Annotated in this window: 13 protein-coding genes; 4 read left to right on the top strand and 9 right to left on the bottom strand. The window is 49.2% G+C overall.

Annotated elements, in window-relative coordinates:
- From I8U21_RS13915 to I8U21_RS13900, 4 genes are all read right to left on the bottom strand, one after another.
- On the bottom strand, positions 1 to 224 hold a 224-nt coding region (locus I8U21_RS13915; protein WP_198054128.1), incomplete at its 3' end, for a hypothetical protein.
- 318 nt (positions 225 to 542) lie between these two features.
- Positions 543 to 2,006 carry a sodium/proline symporter PutP gene (putP, locus tag I8U21_RS13910; RefSeq protein ID WP_198054127.1) on the bottom strand — a complete coding sequence of 488 codons (1,464 nt, stop codon included), beginning with the start codon at positions 2,004 to 2,006 and terminating at the stop codon, positions 543 to 545.
- A gap of 181 nt (positions 2,007 to 2,187) precedes the next feature.
- On the bottom strand, positions 2,188 to 3,801 hold the full coding sequence (locus I8U21_RS13905; protein ID WP_181732725.1) for a thiamine pyrophosphate-binding protein: 1,614 nt from the start codon (positions 3,799 to 3,801) through the stop codon (positions 2,188 to 2,190).
- A 120-nt stretch (positions 3,802 to 3,921) separates the two neighbouring features.
- Entirely contained in the window at positions 3,922 to 4,821 is a 900-nt protein-coding gene (locus tag I8U21_RS13900) for a cation diffusion facilitator family transporter (protein WP_198054126.1), read from the bottom strand.
- Between the two features lie 225 nt (positions 4,822 to 5,046).
- Between I8U21_RS13900 and I8U21_RS13895 the strand changes: the two genes are divergently transcribed.
- The gene (locus I8U21_RS13895; protein ID WP_198054125.1) at positions 5,047 to 6,006 is read left to right on the top strand and encodes a phosphotransferase enzyme family protein; all 960 of its coding nucleotides are present in this window, start codon (positions 5,047 to 5,049) and stop codon (positions 6,004 to 6,006) included.
- Positions 6,007 to 6,035: 29 nt separating this feature from the next.
- Here I8U21_RS13895 and I8U21_RS13890 read toward each other — a convergent pair whose 3' ends face one another.
- Entirely contained in the window at positions 6,036 to 7,058 is a 1,023-nt protein-coding gene (locus tag I8U21_RS13890; protein WP_198054124.1) for a murein hydrolase activator EnvC family protein, read from the bottom strand.
- Between the two features lie 454 nt (positions 7,059 to 7,512).
- Here I8U21_RS13890 and I8U21_RS13885 point away from each other — a divergent pair, with 454 nt between their 5' ends.
- From I8U21_RS13885 to I8U21_RS13875, 3 genes are read left to right on the top strand one after another with little or no spacing between them, the layout of a single operon-like run.
- The gene (locus I8U21_RS13885) at positions 7,513 to 9,219 is read left to right on the top strand and encodes a glycosyl hydrolase family 18 protein (RefSeq protein ID WP_198054123.1); all 1,707 of its coding nucleotides are present in this window, start codon (positions 7,513 to 7,515) and stop codon (positions 9,217 to 9,219) included.
- Positions 9,159 to 9,575: a polysaccharide deacetylase family protein gene (locus tag I8U21_RS13880; protein WP_198054122.1), complete on the top strand. Its 417-nt coding sequence runs from the start codon at positions 9,159 to 9,161 to the stop codon at positions 9,573 to 9,575. Before I8U21_RS13885 ends, I8U21_RS13880 begins: the two co-directional genes overlap by 61 nt.
- A complete protein-coding gene (locus I8U21_RS13875; protein WP_198054121.1) occupies positions 9,568 to 11,166 on the top strand; it encodes a glycosyltransferase in 1,599 nt (532 codons plus the stop codon). Before I8U21_RS13880 ends, I8U21_RS13875 begins: the two co-directional genes overlap by 8 nt.
- An 80-nt stretch (positions 11,167 to 11,246) precedes the next feature.
- Here I8U21_RS13875 and xylE read toward each other — a convergent pair whose 3' ends face one another.
- The 4 genes from xylE to groES form a co-directional block, all read right to left on the bottom strand.
- Positions 11,247 to 12,674, bottom strand: a complete 1,428-nt coding sequence (gene xylE / locus I8U21_RS13870; RefSeq protein WP_181732776.1) for a D-xylose transporter XylE — start codon at positions 12,672 to 12,674, stop codon at positions 11,247 to 11,249.
- 87 nt (positions 12,675 to 12,761) lie between these two features.
- Positions 12,762 to 14,087 carry a xylose isomerase gene (gene xylA / locus I8U21_RS13865; RefSeq protein WP_198054120.1) on the bottom strand — a complete coding sequence of 442 codons (1,326 nt, stop codon included), beginning with the start codon at positions 14,085 to 14,087 and terminating at the stop codon, positions 12,762 to 12,764.
- Between the two features lie 259 nt (positions 14,088 to 14,346).
- Entirely contained in the window at positions 14,347 to 15,987 is a 1,641-nt protein-coding gene (groL, locus tag I8U21_RS13860; RefSeq protein ID WP_181732731.1) for a chaperonin GroEL, read from the bottom strand.
- A gap of 54 nt (positions 15,988 to 16,041) precedes the next feature.
- Positions 16,042 to 16,326 (bottom strand): co-chaperone GroES, encoded by a 285-nt coding sequence (gene groES, locus I8U21_RS13855; protein WP_037998287.1) that lies wholly within the window; start codon positions 16,324 to 16,326, stop codon positions 16,042 to 16,044.
- Between the last annotated feature and the right edge of the window lie 137 nt (positions 16,327 to 16,463).

Below are 16,463 nucleotides of genomic sequence, written 5' to 3'. Positions count from 1 at the left end.
TCGGCCGTCTTGTCCCAGAATCCTTTTTCTTCGGCCTGTACTTCTGTGTTATGGATCGGTTGTTGCTTTTGCGGCGCGGGGGTGTGTTCAAACTGATCGAAATCTTCATTCACCTTGGGAACATCAAATCCCCCGGGTTCGGCATAACCCGTGCCGCCAACCAAAGCCAATGACCCGGCCAACAAAATCAGAAGGACAAAAAACGAGCGCAAAAACTTGTTCACGCTGTCAAAACCTCCCGTGAAACTTTTTCGTTGTTGATCTTTGGTTCCCTTCAACTTTTATGTAACATTAAAAGGATACCGAATGTATATTCGGTTTTCGAGGGGTTGTCATTTTTTTAAAAATATTGTCAATTGATCAGAAGGGATGACGGAAGATTTCAGGTGGAGGGTATATCTCTTCAATAGCCAAAACCCGAAGTCCAGTTTCAAAACGTATGTCCGGCATATTCCCGACGGGAAGGGAATAAATGACCAATGCGATTCCAAATAAGCAAAAAAGCCGCCTCAACATGAGAACGGCTTTTTGGGATCCGAACGTCATCCGGATTGTTTGACGGCTTGATCAAATTCTTCCAAGACTTTTGCGGAAGGTTTGGCAGTGAGCAGACTGACCACGATGATGGCGATGGTACAAGCGATAAATCCGGGAATCATTTCGTAAACTTCTGCAAAAGCTTCAATTTGTTCCCAGATGGTGACCGTAACCGCCCCGGTGATCATTCCGGCCAAGGCCCCCCACTTGTTCATCCGTTTCCAATACAAGCTCAACAACACCACGGGGCCAAACGCTGAACCGAATCCGGCCCAAGCATAACCGACCAGATTCAAAATGGTTTCGTTCGGATTCAAGGCCAGATACAAAGCGATTAAGGCGACGATCAACAGGGAAATCCGTCCCACCAGCACCAGTTCTTTATCCGATGCCGAGCGGCGCATAAACGCTTTGTAAAAGTCCTCGGTCAACGCACTGGCGGTCACCAGCAATTGCGAAGAAATGGTGCTCATCACTGCCGCCAAAATGGCCGCCAGCATGAAACCGAAAATCAGCGGATGGAACAACACCTGCGACAAAACGATAAACACGGTTTCCGGATTGGCCAGATTTTGTGCGTTTTGATGAAAGTAAGCGATGCCGAGCAATCCGGTAAACATCGCTCCGACGATGGAGAAAATCATCCAGCCCATTCCGATCCGGCGGGCACTTTTCATTTCCTTGACCGAAGTGATGGCCATAAAGCGGACGATGATGTGGGGTTGTCCAAAATAACCCAATCCCCAGGCCAGGAAAGACAAAATGCCAATGACGCTCGTTCCTCTGAACGCATCCAGCAACGCCGGATCAATGGATTTGATTTCCGAAACGGTGGTTCCCCATCCCCCGATTTCAAACAGGGTCACCAGCGGTACCAGAACCAAGGCGATAAACATAATGGTTCCTTGCACAAAGTCCGTCCAGCTGACCGCCAGGAATCCCCCAAACAAGGTGTACAAAATGACGACGCTGGCGGTTAACCAGACTCCCCACGCATAATCCATGCCAAATGCGGTTTTGAACAATTCGCCGCCGGAAACCATGCCCGATGAGGTATAAAAGGTAAAAAAGATAAAAATTACCAGCGCAGAGACGATTCTGAGAACCCGCGATGAATCCTGAAAGCGGTTTTCGAAATAGTCCGGAATCGTGATGGAATTATTTGCAATTTCCGTATAAGTCCGAAGACGGGGTGCCACATAAAGCCAGTTCAGATATGCCCCCAACGTCAGTCCGACCACAATCCAGCCGCTGCTCAGCCCGGCGGCGTACATGGCGCCCGGCAATCCCATCAACAACCATCCGCTCATGTCCGATGCCCCGGCACTCAACGCGGTGACCGCCGGCCCCAGGTTTCTCCCGCCCAACATGTAGTCCGACAAATCTTGTGTACGGCGGTAAGCAAAATAACCAATTACCAACATGCCAATCATATAAATGCTTAATGAGACAATGACACCTGCATTCATCCAAGCTCCCCCTGGAATTAGATTTGTGAGCGTTTTCAATCTCAAAGAAAAGTCCGAAGAAAATGATTCAGCGGTACCGCCAAAGCAATTTCACATATAAATACTTTTCTTTAATGCAACAGTATGTCATATTTGTGACATTTCGTCAACATTTGTGCATTTCGCCCCAATTTGTTCCATCCTATTTCCCGATTTTGGTATGTGGCACCGTTTTGGCTTCGCATACGATTTCCACCAAGGTGACACAAGGTTCGGAGAGAGCCTGTTGAATGACCGGTTCCAACTCCGCTTCGGTCTCCACCCGGTAAGCCTTTGCCCCCAGTCCGACGGCAACCGTGGACAAGTCGATGTGAGCAAGTTCGGCGCCGAGCGTTTCCAGCCCTTCGGCGAGCATTTTGTTTCGCTCCATGGCATATGCCTGATTTTTCAGCACAAAGACGGTCAGCGCCAACTGCTGGTTCACCGCCGTGTTCAACTCGGCAATGGTTTGCAAGATTCCGCCATCCCCGGCAATGGCGACCGATTGCCGGCCGGGGGCGCATAATTTGGCGGCAATGGCCGCCGGCAAAGCAAATCCCAACGTTCTCCACTTGCCGGACAGCAAAATCTCTTGTTCCGCAAAATGAAAAACCCGTTCAAACCACAGGGTGTGATCCCCCGTATCCACGGAAATCACGGCATCTTGATCCACCTGTTGATTGATGGCATAAAGGACGCGCTGCGGGGCCAACGGCGATTGAATTTGTTGGATTTCGCCGGCCACTTTCAGATCCCACGCCGCTTTTTTCTCCTGAATCGTTTGCTCCCACTCCGGATTGGAATTCGGGGAGACATCGTTCACCAGTTCCGGGAGAAGCGAGCCGAGGTTCTCAACCAGTGCAGCTTTCGCGACATGGGTCCGCCCGATGTTTTCCGAAACACTGTCCACTTGGATCACGGGAAGATCCTGGGGCACGTAATCCTCCGGCCACCACGTCGCTCCCAGAATGAGACACAAATCCGCCTCATGCAAAAGTTGGGTGGCCGCTTCCGATCCGCCTTGCCCCAGACCTCCGACAAACAAAGGATGATCATTGGGGACGCAGGATTTGGCCGGCATGGTGGTAATGATGGGAGCCGTCAATTTTTCCGCCAACCGGACCACTTCCTCCCGCACATTTCGGATTCCCCTGCCTGCAAGCAATACAGGCCGCCCGGCCTGCTCCAAGAGCTTCAGCACCGTTTGGTACTCCTCCTGATAAGCGATCACTGACGGATCCGGAGGTGGCAATGGAAACAGGCGGGACCGGACGGTTTGTTTCCACAGATCTTTGGGAATGCTCAAATGCGCCACGGTGCCTCTGGCCAATGCAGTTTTTGCCGCCAGATTGAGTTGGGTGGGAAAAGCTTCGGGGTTCACCGTCGTTGCCGAATATTGCACAACGGGTTGAACCAAACGTTGTTGGTCGATTTCCTGATGGCTTCCCGTGCCCATGTTTTTCGTCGCCACCTGGCCGGTCACCGCCAATACCGGTGCACGGTCAAAATAAGCATCGGCCAACCCGTTTAAGAGCAATGCGATCCCCGGGCCGCTGGTGGCCATGCACACCGCCAGCTTTCCGGTCAGTTTCGCTTCGGCGGAAGCCATCAAAGCGGCGGCCGTCTCATGGCGACAAGCGATATAACGGATCCGGTCTTGTTTGGCCAGTTCATCCAACAACTCCAAATTTGCATCGCCGATCACCCCGTAGATACGCTCGCATCCCCATTCTGTCAACTGATCCAGCAAATGTTTGGCAACGGTTCTGTCTTCCATCCCGATCATCCTTCAACACTTTTTAACCCCATTTATTTCCATTTCCAGGACCCTTTATCCCAAAAGCCTGCAACAAAAAAAGATGACCGGCTGGTCACCTTCCGTTGGATCATTGGGTTGTCAGAGCGATCGGATGCATTTTTTCAACTCGCCGGCCGGTTCCACATGAACATGCACATGGAGGATGTTGTCAAAGCCGATTAACTGTTTTTCCACCTTTTCCGTGATCTCATGGCTTTCTTCCACCGACAAATAAGGATTCACTGCGATCGTGATTTCCACGAAAACATACGGACCGTGATAGCGTGCCCGGAGTTCCCGGACCTGGTCAATTCCGCTGATCTTAAGCACCTCTTGTTCAATTTTCTCCAGCTTCTCTTGATCAAATCCGTCCATCAGTTCGTCAACAGCCGGGCGGCCGATCTCCCAACCGGTTTTAAAAATCATGCCTCCGACCACCACCGCCAGAAGCAGGTCCATCCAATGCCAGCCCCAATAAGCTCCCGCCATGCCCACCGCTGTCCCGAGACTGACCAATCCATCGGACCGGTTGTCACAGGCCGCGGCTTCCAGGGCTTGGCTTCCGGTTTTTTTGCTCAGCGAAAAATTGACATACGACACGCCGAACATGACCAGCGCCGAACCAAACGACACGGCAAAGGCCCACGGATGCACTTCATTTTGCGGCGGACGCCACACGGCCTGAACCGCACGCACCCAAATTTCCACCGCCACCAACACCATGAACGAAGCTGCCACCAGGGTGGCTATGGTTTCCGCCTTGCGATGGCCAAACGGATGGTTATGGTCTGCCGGTTGCTGTGAAACTTTTAATCCGATCAGGATAGCAAAGGAAAGCAATAAATCGGAAACATTGTTCAATCCATCCGCAAACATCGCTTCGGATTGGATATGTAAACCCGTCCAACATTTCAAAAGAGACAAAACCAGGTAGGCGGCCATACTGAGCCATGCCCCTTTTTGGGCGTTCCTTTGGTCCGGTCCGGATACATTCAACAAATCTCTCCACTCCTTTTCCCTGCCAAAGCATTCTTATCATAAAAGGCAAACCGGATTTTCGTCCAGAGCAACGTTTTTTGCCCTGGCGAGAAAAACTGGCATCCCTCATCTTTTTTGGATAAGTCCAAATTTCCCGATTGTCACCAGGCTTTGATAGAACTTACCCGTTGACAAATGGTATGATGGAGACAGTATTGACTGAATGGAGATAGGTGGGTTATTGGTATGTGGAAAAAAGAAATCGTACAAGAAGCATGTCGCAAATTTCAGGGAAATGCAGATTCACTCCGGTTCCTGGGCGGATTTCACCAAAATGTCTATGAGTATGAGCGGGACGGGGAACGGTTCATCTTGAAACTGATTCCGATTGCCCGAAAAGACGAAAGCCAATTGAATCTGGAACTGCAATGGATCTCTTATCTCCGGTCCCACGGCGTCCGGTTGCCGGAGACCGTCTTGTCGGAAAACGGCCGGCCGGTCGAAACCATCATTCGATTGCCCATTCCTTGCTGCATCATTTCTTATAAAAAGGAAAAAGGAGAAAAAATCCATGCTTCCAATCCGTATGTATGGAACCCCCGATTGCTGCGCCGGATCGGACAAACAATGGGAAAGATCCATTCACTGTCATCCCGGTTTTCGCAACGTGCTGACATCCCGGCATATGAAGAATGGAATGAAGGAGAGATCTTTTACCGGGACTTCTCTTTTGTGGACGGCTGGATCGCCGACCGCTTCAGTTTGTTTTTGCAAAAAGTCCGCTCCTTCCCCAAAAACAGTCAGTCTTACGGTTTGATCCACAATGATTTCCAACCCGGGGGCTTTTTGGTCGACCCGCATGATCAGGTGATTTTGTTTGACTTCAAGCACATAAAATACCATTTCTTTACATACGAGATTGCCACCCTTCTTTTTCATGCTTTGGAAGGGTTTCCCGAAAAAAATCATGAAATGCTCAAAGATTCGTTCCTCCATTCATTGATGGAAGGATATTTTTTGGAACACCACCTGGAAGACGGCTGGCAGGAACAAGTGGACTTTTTCTTGGAATACCGGCTGTTTTTCTTGTATATTTCCCTTCTCACCTTGATTCCGACCGAAAAATTGAACCACTGGCAAAAGGAACAACTCCTTCGTTTGAAAAGCCGGCTGGAAAAACGACAATTTTTGATCCGGACCGAATAAAAAAAGCCACCTCGCCGGGTGGCTTTTCATTATTGAATGTAGTTCCGCGGATTGACAGGCGTCCCGTTTTTATGTACCTCAAAATGCAAGTGCGGGCCGGTCGACCGCCCGTTGTTCCCGACGGCGGCAATTTGTTGCCCTCTGGAAACGCGCTGTCCGACACTGACATTTACTTGGTAACGGTACATATGGGCATAAAGGGTGCTCAATCCGTTGCCATGATTAATGATCACGTAAATTCCGTACCCACCAGGGTTCGATTTAATCAATTGAACCACGCCGGATTCTGCGGCGTAAATCGGTGTCCCCACCGGACGGGGAATGTCAATTCCCGCATGAATGTGGCTGCCGCGGTTTTGGGAGAAATTCCAATAAACCGTTCCGCGCGTGCTTGGAAAGGCTAGAATCCCGCCTCCCCCGCCAGAACCGGCGTATTTTTGCATCAGCTCTTTTTCCTTGGCTTCCAGCTTGTTCAATTCTGCCTGGTGTTTTTGAAGTTGCGCCTCAATCTCTTTTACTTTTGCTTCCGATTGTTTCAAAAGTTCAGATTGAGCTTTCTTTTTCTCTTCCAACTCTTTTTTGTTTTTTTCCAGATCCATTTTTGCCTTCACAAAAACATTGAGTTCATTGGCCTGTTCTTTCATGAGAATGCGCATCACTTCAAACCGTTCCAAAAATCTGGAGAACGAATCCACACTGAACAGGTGAGCCAAATGCGTCCCGTCCCCCTGGAGATACATGCGTCTCAAGTTTTCCCCGAACGACTTTTCATGCTTTTCCAGGTACGTTTGATTGGCTTCGATTTTCTTGTTGATCTCACCGATTTGTTGGTCCAATTTGGTGATTTCTTGTTCCACTTTCGCCAATTCTTTCTGGGTCTCTACCTTCATGTCCTGAATTTTTTCGATTTCGCCTTCGGACTTTTTCTGTTGGTCACGTACTTCTTCCAGTTCTTTTTTTCCGGACTCCGCACTCACCTGTTTTGCATCGGTGATGAAGGATGCGGACAGGACACAGGCCGTAAGTAAAATGGAAAGCAGCTTCCTGACCATCTGTCTCTCCTCTTTTTTCTCAGTTTTTGAAGCTTTTACTATTCTACTATTTTAGCAAAAATAATCCAAACACCGATTACCAAAATTTATAACAGATTAGTGATACCAATCTGTCCTTTTTCAAGTATTTTTTACCAGATCCATCCATGACAGAATCTTATTCTCTTTCCAGAAACTCTAACTCTTTGACAGATCAAGGATATCTTTTAATCCAATCATTGTCAAAGCCCCTTCCGGTTCATAACCTCCTTTCAATCAAGTTCACCGGCGAATTCCCCGGCGATTGTGTCGATCCTTTGAACAAGAGAAAAGTTGTACTTAATCCAAGATTCTCATTCGAATATAAACGTAGGATCGCCAGAAGTCATATGATTCTATTTTTAATCCAGAAAACCCGCAAAATCATTCATTCTTTACCAACTTCATGAAAAGACACCTGAAGAGGTATTGCAAAATGAGACGAAAAATTGCCAATATCATCTTTTCCTTGTTTTTTGTCGGATCGTATCAGAAAAGAGCCGCCGGCGGAACACTCGGTGTATTGCTCGGGATCCTGCCGATCGGACACACGGCATGGATAATCGGACTCATCCTCAGCCTGGTCTTTCGTCTGAATCTGCTGGCGGTCTGTGTGGGAATTTGTGTTTCGCTTTTGTATCCGCTTCTGCATGTGGCGGTGTACCGGATGGGGATGGACCGGTTTTTTCCCACCGCGGATGAAACCGCTCTTTATCTCTTGACCGGCGCCCTGTATTTGCTTGTATGCCATGGGATTTTTTACTTTCTTTACAAAGACGTACATATCCGGACGCTATCCAATGAAGAAAAAATGTTTGTCTTCCATGACCGAGGCAGAAGGTGGAGATTTTTAAAGCGGGCTTTCCTGATTTTAAGCCTTCTTTCCCTGGTCAGCCTGACCGTTTTCGGGATCAGCCTGTATGATCATCCGGTTGTCCCTCCGCTCTATTCAAACTCATGGGCGGATTCTTCCATTCAGCCGGCCGAACGGAAGCCCGGTCCTTCCGACAATGAATCGCCTTTGTTCCCAAGGGAGACCGGAGCTCAAGAAGCGAAAGATTTCACCACTTATGCCTATTACGTCCCTTGGGATTCCAAAGGTTGGTTTGATTTAAACACACTGGAGCACATCAAAGACATCGACGTGCTGATTCCGGAGTGGTATTCGCTCACCCCCGATTTGACGCTGGACATCAAACGGGACGAGAATGTGGACAAGCTGGCTGAAAAACATCATGTCAAAATCATTCCAAGACTGAATAATTTTGCCGGTCAAGAGTGGGACGGACCGGCTGTCCGGCGCCTGCTGGCCTCGCCGCAAAAGCGCGCCGCATTGATTGAAAATCTGCGCCAAGACGTGAAGAAACAAGGCTATGCCGGGATCAACATTTATTTTGAAAAGGTCCGGGCTGAAGACAAACGGCGGTTCACCCAATTCATCAAAGAACTGTCTTTTGCCTTTCATCAGGACGGGCTCAAGGTGATCCACAGCGTCCCGATTCACGATCCTGCTTATGATCTCCTTGCGCTGTCCAAATATGCCGATTATCTGGACATCATTTTGCATGAAGAACATCATAAAGAAGGGTCTCCGGGGCCGGTTGCCTCCTTTGACTGGGTGAAACAATCCCTGGAGAATCTGCCGGTTCCTCCTTCCAAACGGATTATCAGCCTGGGGACTTACGGATACGACTGGACGGTTGGAAAGCAAACACCAGCTGAATCCCTGACATTCGACCAGGTCATGTTGCTGGCCCGACAACATGATTTGAAGATTGAATGGGACCGGGCAAGCAACAATCCCACCCTGCGTTATAAAAAAGGAAATGAAGAACACATTGTCTGGTTTTTGGATGCGCCGGCCTTTTCCAACCAATTGCGCCTGATCCGGCAATATGGCGCCGAGGGGATTGCCTTTTGGCGGCTGGGTTCGGAAGACCAAGCGATTTGGCCGTTGATTAACCGGGATCCCGATGCCTTGGCCGCTATCAAGCAAATCTCCAGCCCCATTCCCGAATACATCGGCAACGGGGAAATCTTGTCTGTCGCGGACAACGAAAAAAAGGAACCCGTGACATCGCCATGCAAAACGGGAAATGGATCCAATCCGTCGACTACCGTCACCCGTCTTCCCCGCTTCTGATTCAGCGGTTTGGCTCGGTGGACGGGAAGAAAATCGCACTCACGTTTGATGACGGTCCCGACGGCACCTATACCGGGAAAATTCTGGACATTTTAAAAGAGCACAATGTCAAAGCTTCTTTTTACATTACCGGCAGAAATGCCGTGTTACACCCGGATCTGGTGGAACGGTTGTATGAGGAAGGGCACGAAGTCGGCAACCATACGTACTTTCACCCTCATTTGGGACAAGTCCATCCGTTGCGCGTGCAGTTGGAGTTGCATGCAACCCAACGGTTGTTCCAAGCCTTTACCGACCACACCATGACCACGTTCCGCCCTCCCTATCAAGTGGAGTCGGAACCGCACCTTGGATGAAATCCGGGCCATGGTGCGGGGAAGCGGATACGGATATACGATGATCAGCAAAAACATCGAAACGTTCGACTGGCAAAATCCACCCAGCGAACAAATCCAAAAACGCGTGTTAGCCCAATTGAATCTGGGACATATCGCGCTCATGCACGATGCCGGCGGGGACCGCTCGGCAACGGTCCGTGCGTTGCCCGGCTTGATTGAAACCCTGAAAAAAGAAGGGTACCAATTTGTCACCGTCAGCGAGTTGACCGGAAAAACGCGGGAGGAAGCCATGCCTTCCATCCAGCCGGAAGAAAAAATTTATATGCCGTTTGTCAAAGCCGTGTATACCGTATGGGGCTTGTTTCAACACAGCTTCACCTTTCTCATCTATGCGGGCATCGGCATCGGGTTTGTCCGGGTCGCCTTTTTGATGTATTTCTCCTTCCGGCAGCGGATCAAATTCAAAAGGCGGGTCAAATGGCTGAACCGGGGAGCAGAACTGGTCGATTTCCATCCGATGGTCAGTGTGGTGATCGCTGCTTACAACGAGGAAAAAGTGATTAACAAAACGATTCATTCGGTCCTGAAAAGCCGTTACGACCAGTTGGAAGTGATCATCGTCAATGACGGATCCACCGACCGGACCGAAGCGGTGATCAAACAAGAGTTTTATCATGATCCCAGAGTGCGGGTGATCACCCAGCCCAACAGCGGAAAAACAACGGCCATCAACCGGGGATACCGTTTGGCCAAAGGGGAAATCATTGTGTCGATTGATGCCGACACCCTGATTGCAGAAGACACCATCCCGCTTTTGATCCGGCACTTCCAGGACGAAAAGGTGGCGGCGGTCTCCGGGAACGTCAAAGTGGGAAACGTCCGGAACCTGATCACGCTGTGGCAACATGTGGAATATATCACAGGATTTAACTTGGAACGGCGGGCTTTTGACGATTTGAACTGCATTCCGGTCGTTCCGGGAGCCATCGGTGCCTGGCGCAAAAAAGCCGTTGAAGAAGTCGGTTATTTCAAGCATGACACCTTGGCGGAAGACACCGACATCACCATCACCCTGTTGCGCCACGGCTACAAAGTGGAGTTCGAAGTGCGCGCGCTGGCTTACACCGAAGCGCCTGAAGACTTAAAAAGCCTCATCAAACAGCGGACCCGCTGGATTTACGGAACGTTGCAATGTTTGTGGAAACACCGGGGCGCTCTTTTCTCCAGAGAGCAAAAAGCACTGGGATTTGTTTCCCTCCCCAATATGTGGATCTTTCAATATGGGGTGCAAACTTTCTCACTCTTTGTCGACTTGCTCTGCCTGATGAGTTTGTTTACGGAACACGCTGTCACCACCATGATGTTTTATGCCGGATTTTTGCTGTTTGACCTTTTGGCGGCTTATTTCGCCTTCCAATTGGAAAAGGAAAGCCCCAAACCGTTGAAATGGCTGTTTATCCAGCGGTTTGTGTACCGGCAACTCATGTCTTACGTCGTTCTCCGTTCGTTCTACTATGCATTAAAAGGCGTCTCGGTCGGTTGGAACAAACTGAACCGGAACGGAAATGTGCAGCTGGAAATAAAAGAACCCGTCAAACGAACCGGATGATGATCAAGCAAAAACTCTCCTGGTCACTTGGATCAGGAGAGTTTTTTGTTTCATTTCAACAATACAAAAACGGAGGCTTTTTATATGGTATCCGCTTTGCCCACCGGGCTTTGCTTTTCTTTTTTCCACAATGCTTCCATCTGCTCCAGTGTTTTTCCTTTGGTTTCCGGAACCATCCTCCAGATAAAGAGCGCGGACAGTACGCTCATGGTTCCGTAAAAACCATACGTGAATGCACCACTGAATTCCATCATGGCCGGATAAGTCGAAGAAATGAAGAAATTGGCCAGCCATTGGGCGGCAACCGCCACCGCCATGGCCTGCCCCCGGATTTTGTTGGGGAAAATTTCGGATAACATCACCCAGCAAACCGGTCCCCAAGACATCATAAACGACGCGGTGTAAAACACCATGAAAAACAAGGCCCAGATGCCAAACCATTGGAGTGATGCAAACGCCGCCATTCCGAACATGCCGGCGGCCATTCCGATTGAACCGGTGATCAATAAAGGCTTTCTTCCCCATTTGTCCACCGTTTGAATGGCAACAATGGTGAAAATGACATTGACGGCCCCCATGACCACGGTTTGGACCATGGATGCATTTTGGCCGGCGCCCATGCTTTCAAAAATGCGCGGGGCATAATAGAGCGCCACATTAATTCCGACAAATTGCTGGAAAACCGAAAGCAAAATCCCCACGGCAACGACAAGCTTTCCGTAAGAAAACAGCCGGCCGGCTTTCACTTTTTGCCGCAAAGACGCCTCGATTTCCGCCAAAATTTCCCGCGCCCGGTCTTTGGAGCCATAGATTTTCTTTAAGATGTCAAACGCTTGGTCCCTGCGGCTTTTGGAAGCCAGGAATCTCGGGGTTTCGGGAACGAAAAACAATAAAACCAAAAACAGGGTGGCCGGAACCAGTTCAGATGCCATCATGTACCTCCAACCCCGGTCGACAATCCACTCCATCGAATGGCCGCTGGCAATCATCCAGTTCACAATGTATACCACCAATTGCCCGAAAATAATGGCAAATTGGTAGTAAGAAACAAGCCTTCCCCGGACGGATGCAGGGGCGATTTCCCCGATATACGTCGGTGAAGCGGCGGATGCGATTCCGACTCCGACCCCGCCAAGAATCCGGTAGAAGTTAAACATCCACAGCAATCCCATCGTGGGCTCCCCCGCTTGGAAAAACAAGAACTCCGGCCAGGCCGAACCCAAGGCTGACAAGATAAATAAAACAGCCGATACCAACAATGCATTTTTGCGGCCGATGGAATTGGAAATCCATCCGGAAATCATGGCGCCAAGGATGCAACCGATCAATGCGGAAGACACGGTCAGCCCGTGAGCGAGTGAACCAAGCCCGAGACTTTGGATCATGTACACTTCAATGGCTTGCTCCGCCCCGGAGATGACGGCCGTGTCATAGCCGAACAAAAGCCCTCCCAACGCCGCAGTCAAAGTGAGTGATAAAATATAAAAACGATGCGTGCCATCCTTCATCCGTTTTGAGGGACAAGCCCCCTTTTCGGGGGCAGGTCCTCCGCCTCCTCTCTGTGTCAAGGCATTCACCGGAAGAAACCTCCTGATTTACTTCCCGGCCACAACATTTAACAAGTATTGGTTGATGGTGGCTTTGATCTGTTCCAACCTCCCGGATTCATTGCGGATTTCGCTTAAGCCCAGCGCATATTCTTCCAACTTGTGAAAATCCGTTTTCCCTTCGACAATCGCTTTTCCGATTCCATCCCGATAACTTTCGTACCGTTTTTCGATCCATCCATCCAGCACTTGATCCTCGATCAATTTTTGTGCCACTTTGAGCCCCACGGCAAAGCTGTCCATTCCGACAATATGGGCCAGGAATAAATCATCCGGTTCAAAGGAGCCGCGGCGCACTTTGGCGTCAAAGTTCAATCCGCCCGGCTTCAAGCCGCCGTTTTTCAGAATTTCATACATGGCCAGCGTGGTGGCATACAAATCGGACGGAAATTCATCGGTATCCCAACCCAACAGAGGATGACCCTGATTGGCATCCACAGACCCCAGCAAGCCGTGAATCCGTGCATAGCGCAGTTCATGTTCAAAAGTGTGGCCGGCAAGGGTGGCATGGTTGGCTTCAATATTTAATTTGAAATCATCTTGAAGGTCATAATGTTGCAAAAACGCATAACAGCTGGCTGCATCAAAATCGTACTGGTGCGTGGTCGGCTCTTTGGGTTTCGGTTCCAGCAACAACTGCCCTTCAAAGCCGATTTCTTTGGCATAATCCACCGCCATGCGGAAGAAACGGGCCAAATTGTCCAATTCCAGCTTCATGTCGGTATTCAAAAGCGTTTCATATCCTTCGCGCCCGCCCCAAAACACATAATTTTCCGCTTCCAGCTCTTTGGCAATTTCCAATCCTTTTTTCACTTTGGCCGCTGCATAGGCAAACACATCCGCTTGGTTGGAAGAGGCCGCCCCGTGCACAAAACGCGGATGCGTAAAGTTGTTGACGGTGTTCCACAGCAATTTGACCTTGCTGTCTTTCATGTAATCCTTGATCATTGACACAATGATATCCAGGTTTTGGTTGGTCTCTCTTAAATTGCTTCCTTCCGGCGCAATGTCCACATCGTGGAAACAAAAATAACGGACCCCCAGTTTTTCAAAAAATTCGAAGGCTGCTTCCACCCGCGCCTTGGCCAGATCCAACCCCTGATACCGGTCCCACGGCCTGAGTGCCGTTCCGCTTCCAAACGGATCGGATAAATCTTCGGTAAAGGTATGCCAATAAGCCACACTGAACCGCAAGATCTCTTCCATGGTTTGGCTGCCGACTTTTTCCTCCGGATTGTAGTGCTTAAAAGCAAATGGATTGGATGATTCCGGACCTTCATACCGGATTTTTTTGATATTGGGGAAACTGCTCATCTGCCTCTTCTCCTTTCATGATTCGACGATGGAAAAAACCAAACTTTGTTTATCCTTTAAATTAAGTTAACCGCAAAATGAAAACGTTGTCAATATAAAATGCTTATTCAAACAAAGATATCTCGTTGTATCCATCAGATTATTTTCATCGACTTTATTCACCCTTTAAACTATTTATATCAAAAAACGAATAAAAAAGAGGCCTCCATTCATGGAATGGAGGCCTCTTTTATCAGATCAACGGGCTTTCAGGGCTTGATTACATCATGCCGCCCATTCCGCCCATTCCTCCCATATCCGGAGAACCGCTGTCTTTTTGTTCTTCCGGTTTGTCAGCCACAACGGCTTCCGTGGTGAGGAACATGGCAGCAACGGATGCTGCATTTTGCAGTGCGGAACGGGTTACTTTCGCCGGGTCCACAACACCAGCTTGGATCATGTCAACCCATTCGCCGGTTGCAGCGTTGAATCCGACTCCGGCTTCTTCTTTTTTCAGACGTTCCACGATGACGGAACCTTCCAATCCGGCGTTGAAAGCGATTTGACGTACCGGCTCTTCCAGTGCACGTTTGATGATGGAAACACCGGTTTTTTCGTCGCCGATCGGCAAGGAGCTTTCCAGATCTCCCACAACATTGATCACATTGACCAGCGCGGTTCCCCCACCGGCAACGATTCCTTCTTCCACAGCGGCACGGGTGGAGTTGAGCGCGTCTTCAATGCGCAATTTTTTCTCTTTGAGTTCGGTTTCGGTTGCGGCACCGACTTTGATGACGGCCACACCGCCAGCCAGTTTGGCCAGACGTTCTTGCAGTTTTTCTTTGTCAAACTCGGAAGTGGTTTCTTCGAGTTGTTGACGGATTTGGTTGACACGGGATTGGATGGCACTGGGTTCACCGTAACCGTCAACGATGATGGTGTCGTCTTTGTTGACGCGTACTTGGCGGGCACGGCCGAGCACTTCGAGTCCGACGGATTTCAGGTCGAGACCCAATTCTTCGGAGATGCGTTGTCCACCGGTCAAGATGGCAATGTCATCGAGCATTGCTTTGCGGCGGTCACCGAATCCGGGTGCTTTCACAGCCACAGCGGTGAACGTTCCGCGCAATTTGTTCACAACGAGGGTGGCCAATGCTTCCCCTTCCATGTCTTCAGCAATGATCAACAATTGTTTGCCTTGTTGTACCACTTTTTCCAAGATCGGCAGGATTTCTTGGATGCTGCTGATTTTTTTGTCGGTGATAAGAATGTACGGCTCATCCAAAACAGCTTCCATTTTGTCGGTGTCGGTTACCATGTAAGGAGAAATGTAACCGCGGTCGAATTGCATCCCTTCCACCACTTCGAGTTCGGTGGCGAATCCTTTGGATTCTTCCACGGTGATGACACCGTCTTTGCCCACTTTTTCCATGGCTTCGGCAATCAATTTACCGATTTCCTCATCGTTTGCAGAAATGGCTGCGACTTGGGCAATGGAGTCTTTTCCTTCGATCGGTTTTGCGATTTCATGAATTTGTTCAACAGCTTTTTTAACCGCTTTTTCGATTCCTTTGCGGAGAATCATCGGGTTTGCACCGGCAGCCACGTTTTTCAATCCTTCACGGATGATGGCTTGTGCCAAAACAGTAGCTGTGGTGGTACCGTCTCCGGCAACGTCGTTGGTTTTGGTTGCTACTTCTTTTACCAACTGTGCACCCATGTTTTCAAAAGGATCTTCCAATTCGATTTCTTTTGCAATGGTTACACCGTCATTGGTAATCAAAGGAGAACCGAATTTTCTTTCCAATACCACGTTACGGCCTTTCGGTCCGAGGGTTACTTTTACCGCATTCGCCAGTGCGTCCACTCCGCGCAGCATTGCACGACGGGCTTCTTCGCTGAATTGAATTTCTTTTGCCATGACTCACCGTCCCCTTTCCATATGTAAGTGAAATTTATATCTCAATGACTGTAATCAGTCAACAATTGCGAGGATATCACTTTCACGCAAGATGAGGTATTCTTTGTCGCCGTATTTTACTTCGGTTCCGGCATATTTGGAAAAGATCACATGGTCTCCTTCTTTGACTTCCAATGCGATCCGGTTTCCATTGTCATCCAGGCGGCCGCTTCCAACCGCAACAATGCGTCCTTCTTGCGGTTTTTCTTTGGCGGTGTCCGGCAAAACGATGCCGCTGGCTGTTTTTTCTTCTTTTTCTACTGCTTCCAAGACAACACGATCACCCAAAGGTTTGATCATTTGCGAAACCCTCCTTTGTTAGGTGGATGAATTTGTCATATTGTTAGCACTCATCAAAGCCGAGTGCTAACATCCATTAAATATAATATTCCTCTCATCTTCATTTTTCAAGTGGGGAGCCAAAAAAACTATCAAAA

Origin of the sequence: Thermoactinomyces sp. CICC 23799 (assembly GCF_016055145.1) — a bacterium.
Classification (GTDB): Bacteria; Bacillota; Bacilli; order Thermoactinomycetales; family Thermoactinomycetaceae; genus Thermoactinomyces; species Thermoactinomyces intermedius.
Note: the sequence above shows the minus strand (reverse complement) of the source record. Positions and strands in the feature narration are given on the sequence as shown.

Excerpts from the sequence above, each read along its gene's own strand:
- I8U21_RS13905 (WP_181732725.1), bottom strand. The coding sequence starts at position 3,801 with ATGGAAGACAGAACCGTTGCCAAACATTTGCTGGATCAGTTGACAGAA.
- I8U21_RS13890 (WP_198054124.1), bottom strand. The coding sequence starts at position 7,058 with ATGGTCAGGAAGCTGCTTTCCATTTTACTTACGGCCTGTGTCCTGTCC.
- putP (WP_198054127.1), bottom strand. The coding sequence starts at position 2,006 with ATGAATGCAGGTGTCATTGTCTCATTAAGCATTTATATGATTGGCATG.
- xylE (WP_181732776.1), bottom strand. The coding sequence starts at position 12,674 with ATGAAGGATGGCACGCATCGTTTTTATATTTTATCACTCACTTTGACT.
- groL (WP_181732731.1), bottom strand. The coding sequence starts at position 15,987 with ATGGCAAAAGAAATTCAATTCAGCGAAGAAGCCCGTCGTGCAATGCTG.
- I8U21_RS13895 (WP_198054125.1), top strand. The coding sequence starts at position 5,047 with ATGTGGAAAAAAGAAATCGTACAAGAAGCATGTCGCAAATTTCAGGGA.
- xylA (WP_198054120.1), bottom strand. The coding sequence starts at position 14,087 with ATGAGCAGTTTCCCCAATATCAAAAAAATCCGGTATGAAGGTCCGGAA.
- I8U21_RS13885 (WP_198054123.1), top strand. The coding sequence starts at position 7,513 with ATGAGACGAAAAATTGCCAATATCATCTTTTCCTTGTTTTTTGTCGGA.
- groES (WP_037998287.1), bottom strand. The coding sequence starts at position 16,326 with ATGATCAAACCTTTGGGTGATCGTGTTGTCTTGGAAGCAGTAGAAAAA.
- I8U21_RS13880 (WP_198054122.1), top strand. The coding sequence starts at position 9,159 with ATGCAAAACGGGAAATGGATCCAATCCGTCGACTACCGTCACCCGTCT.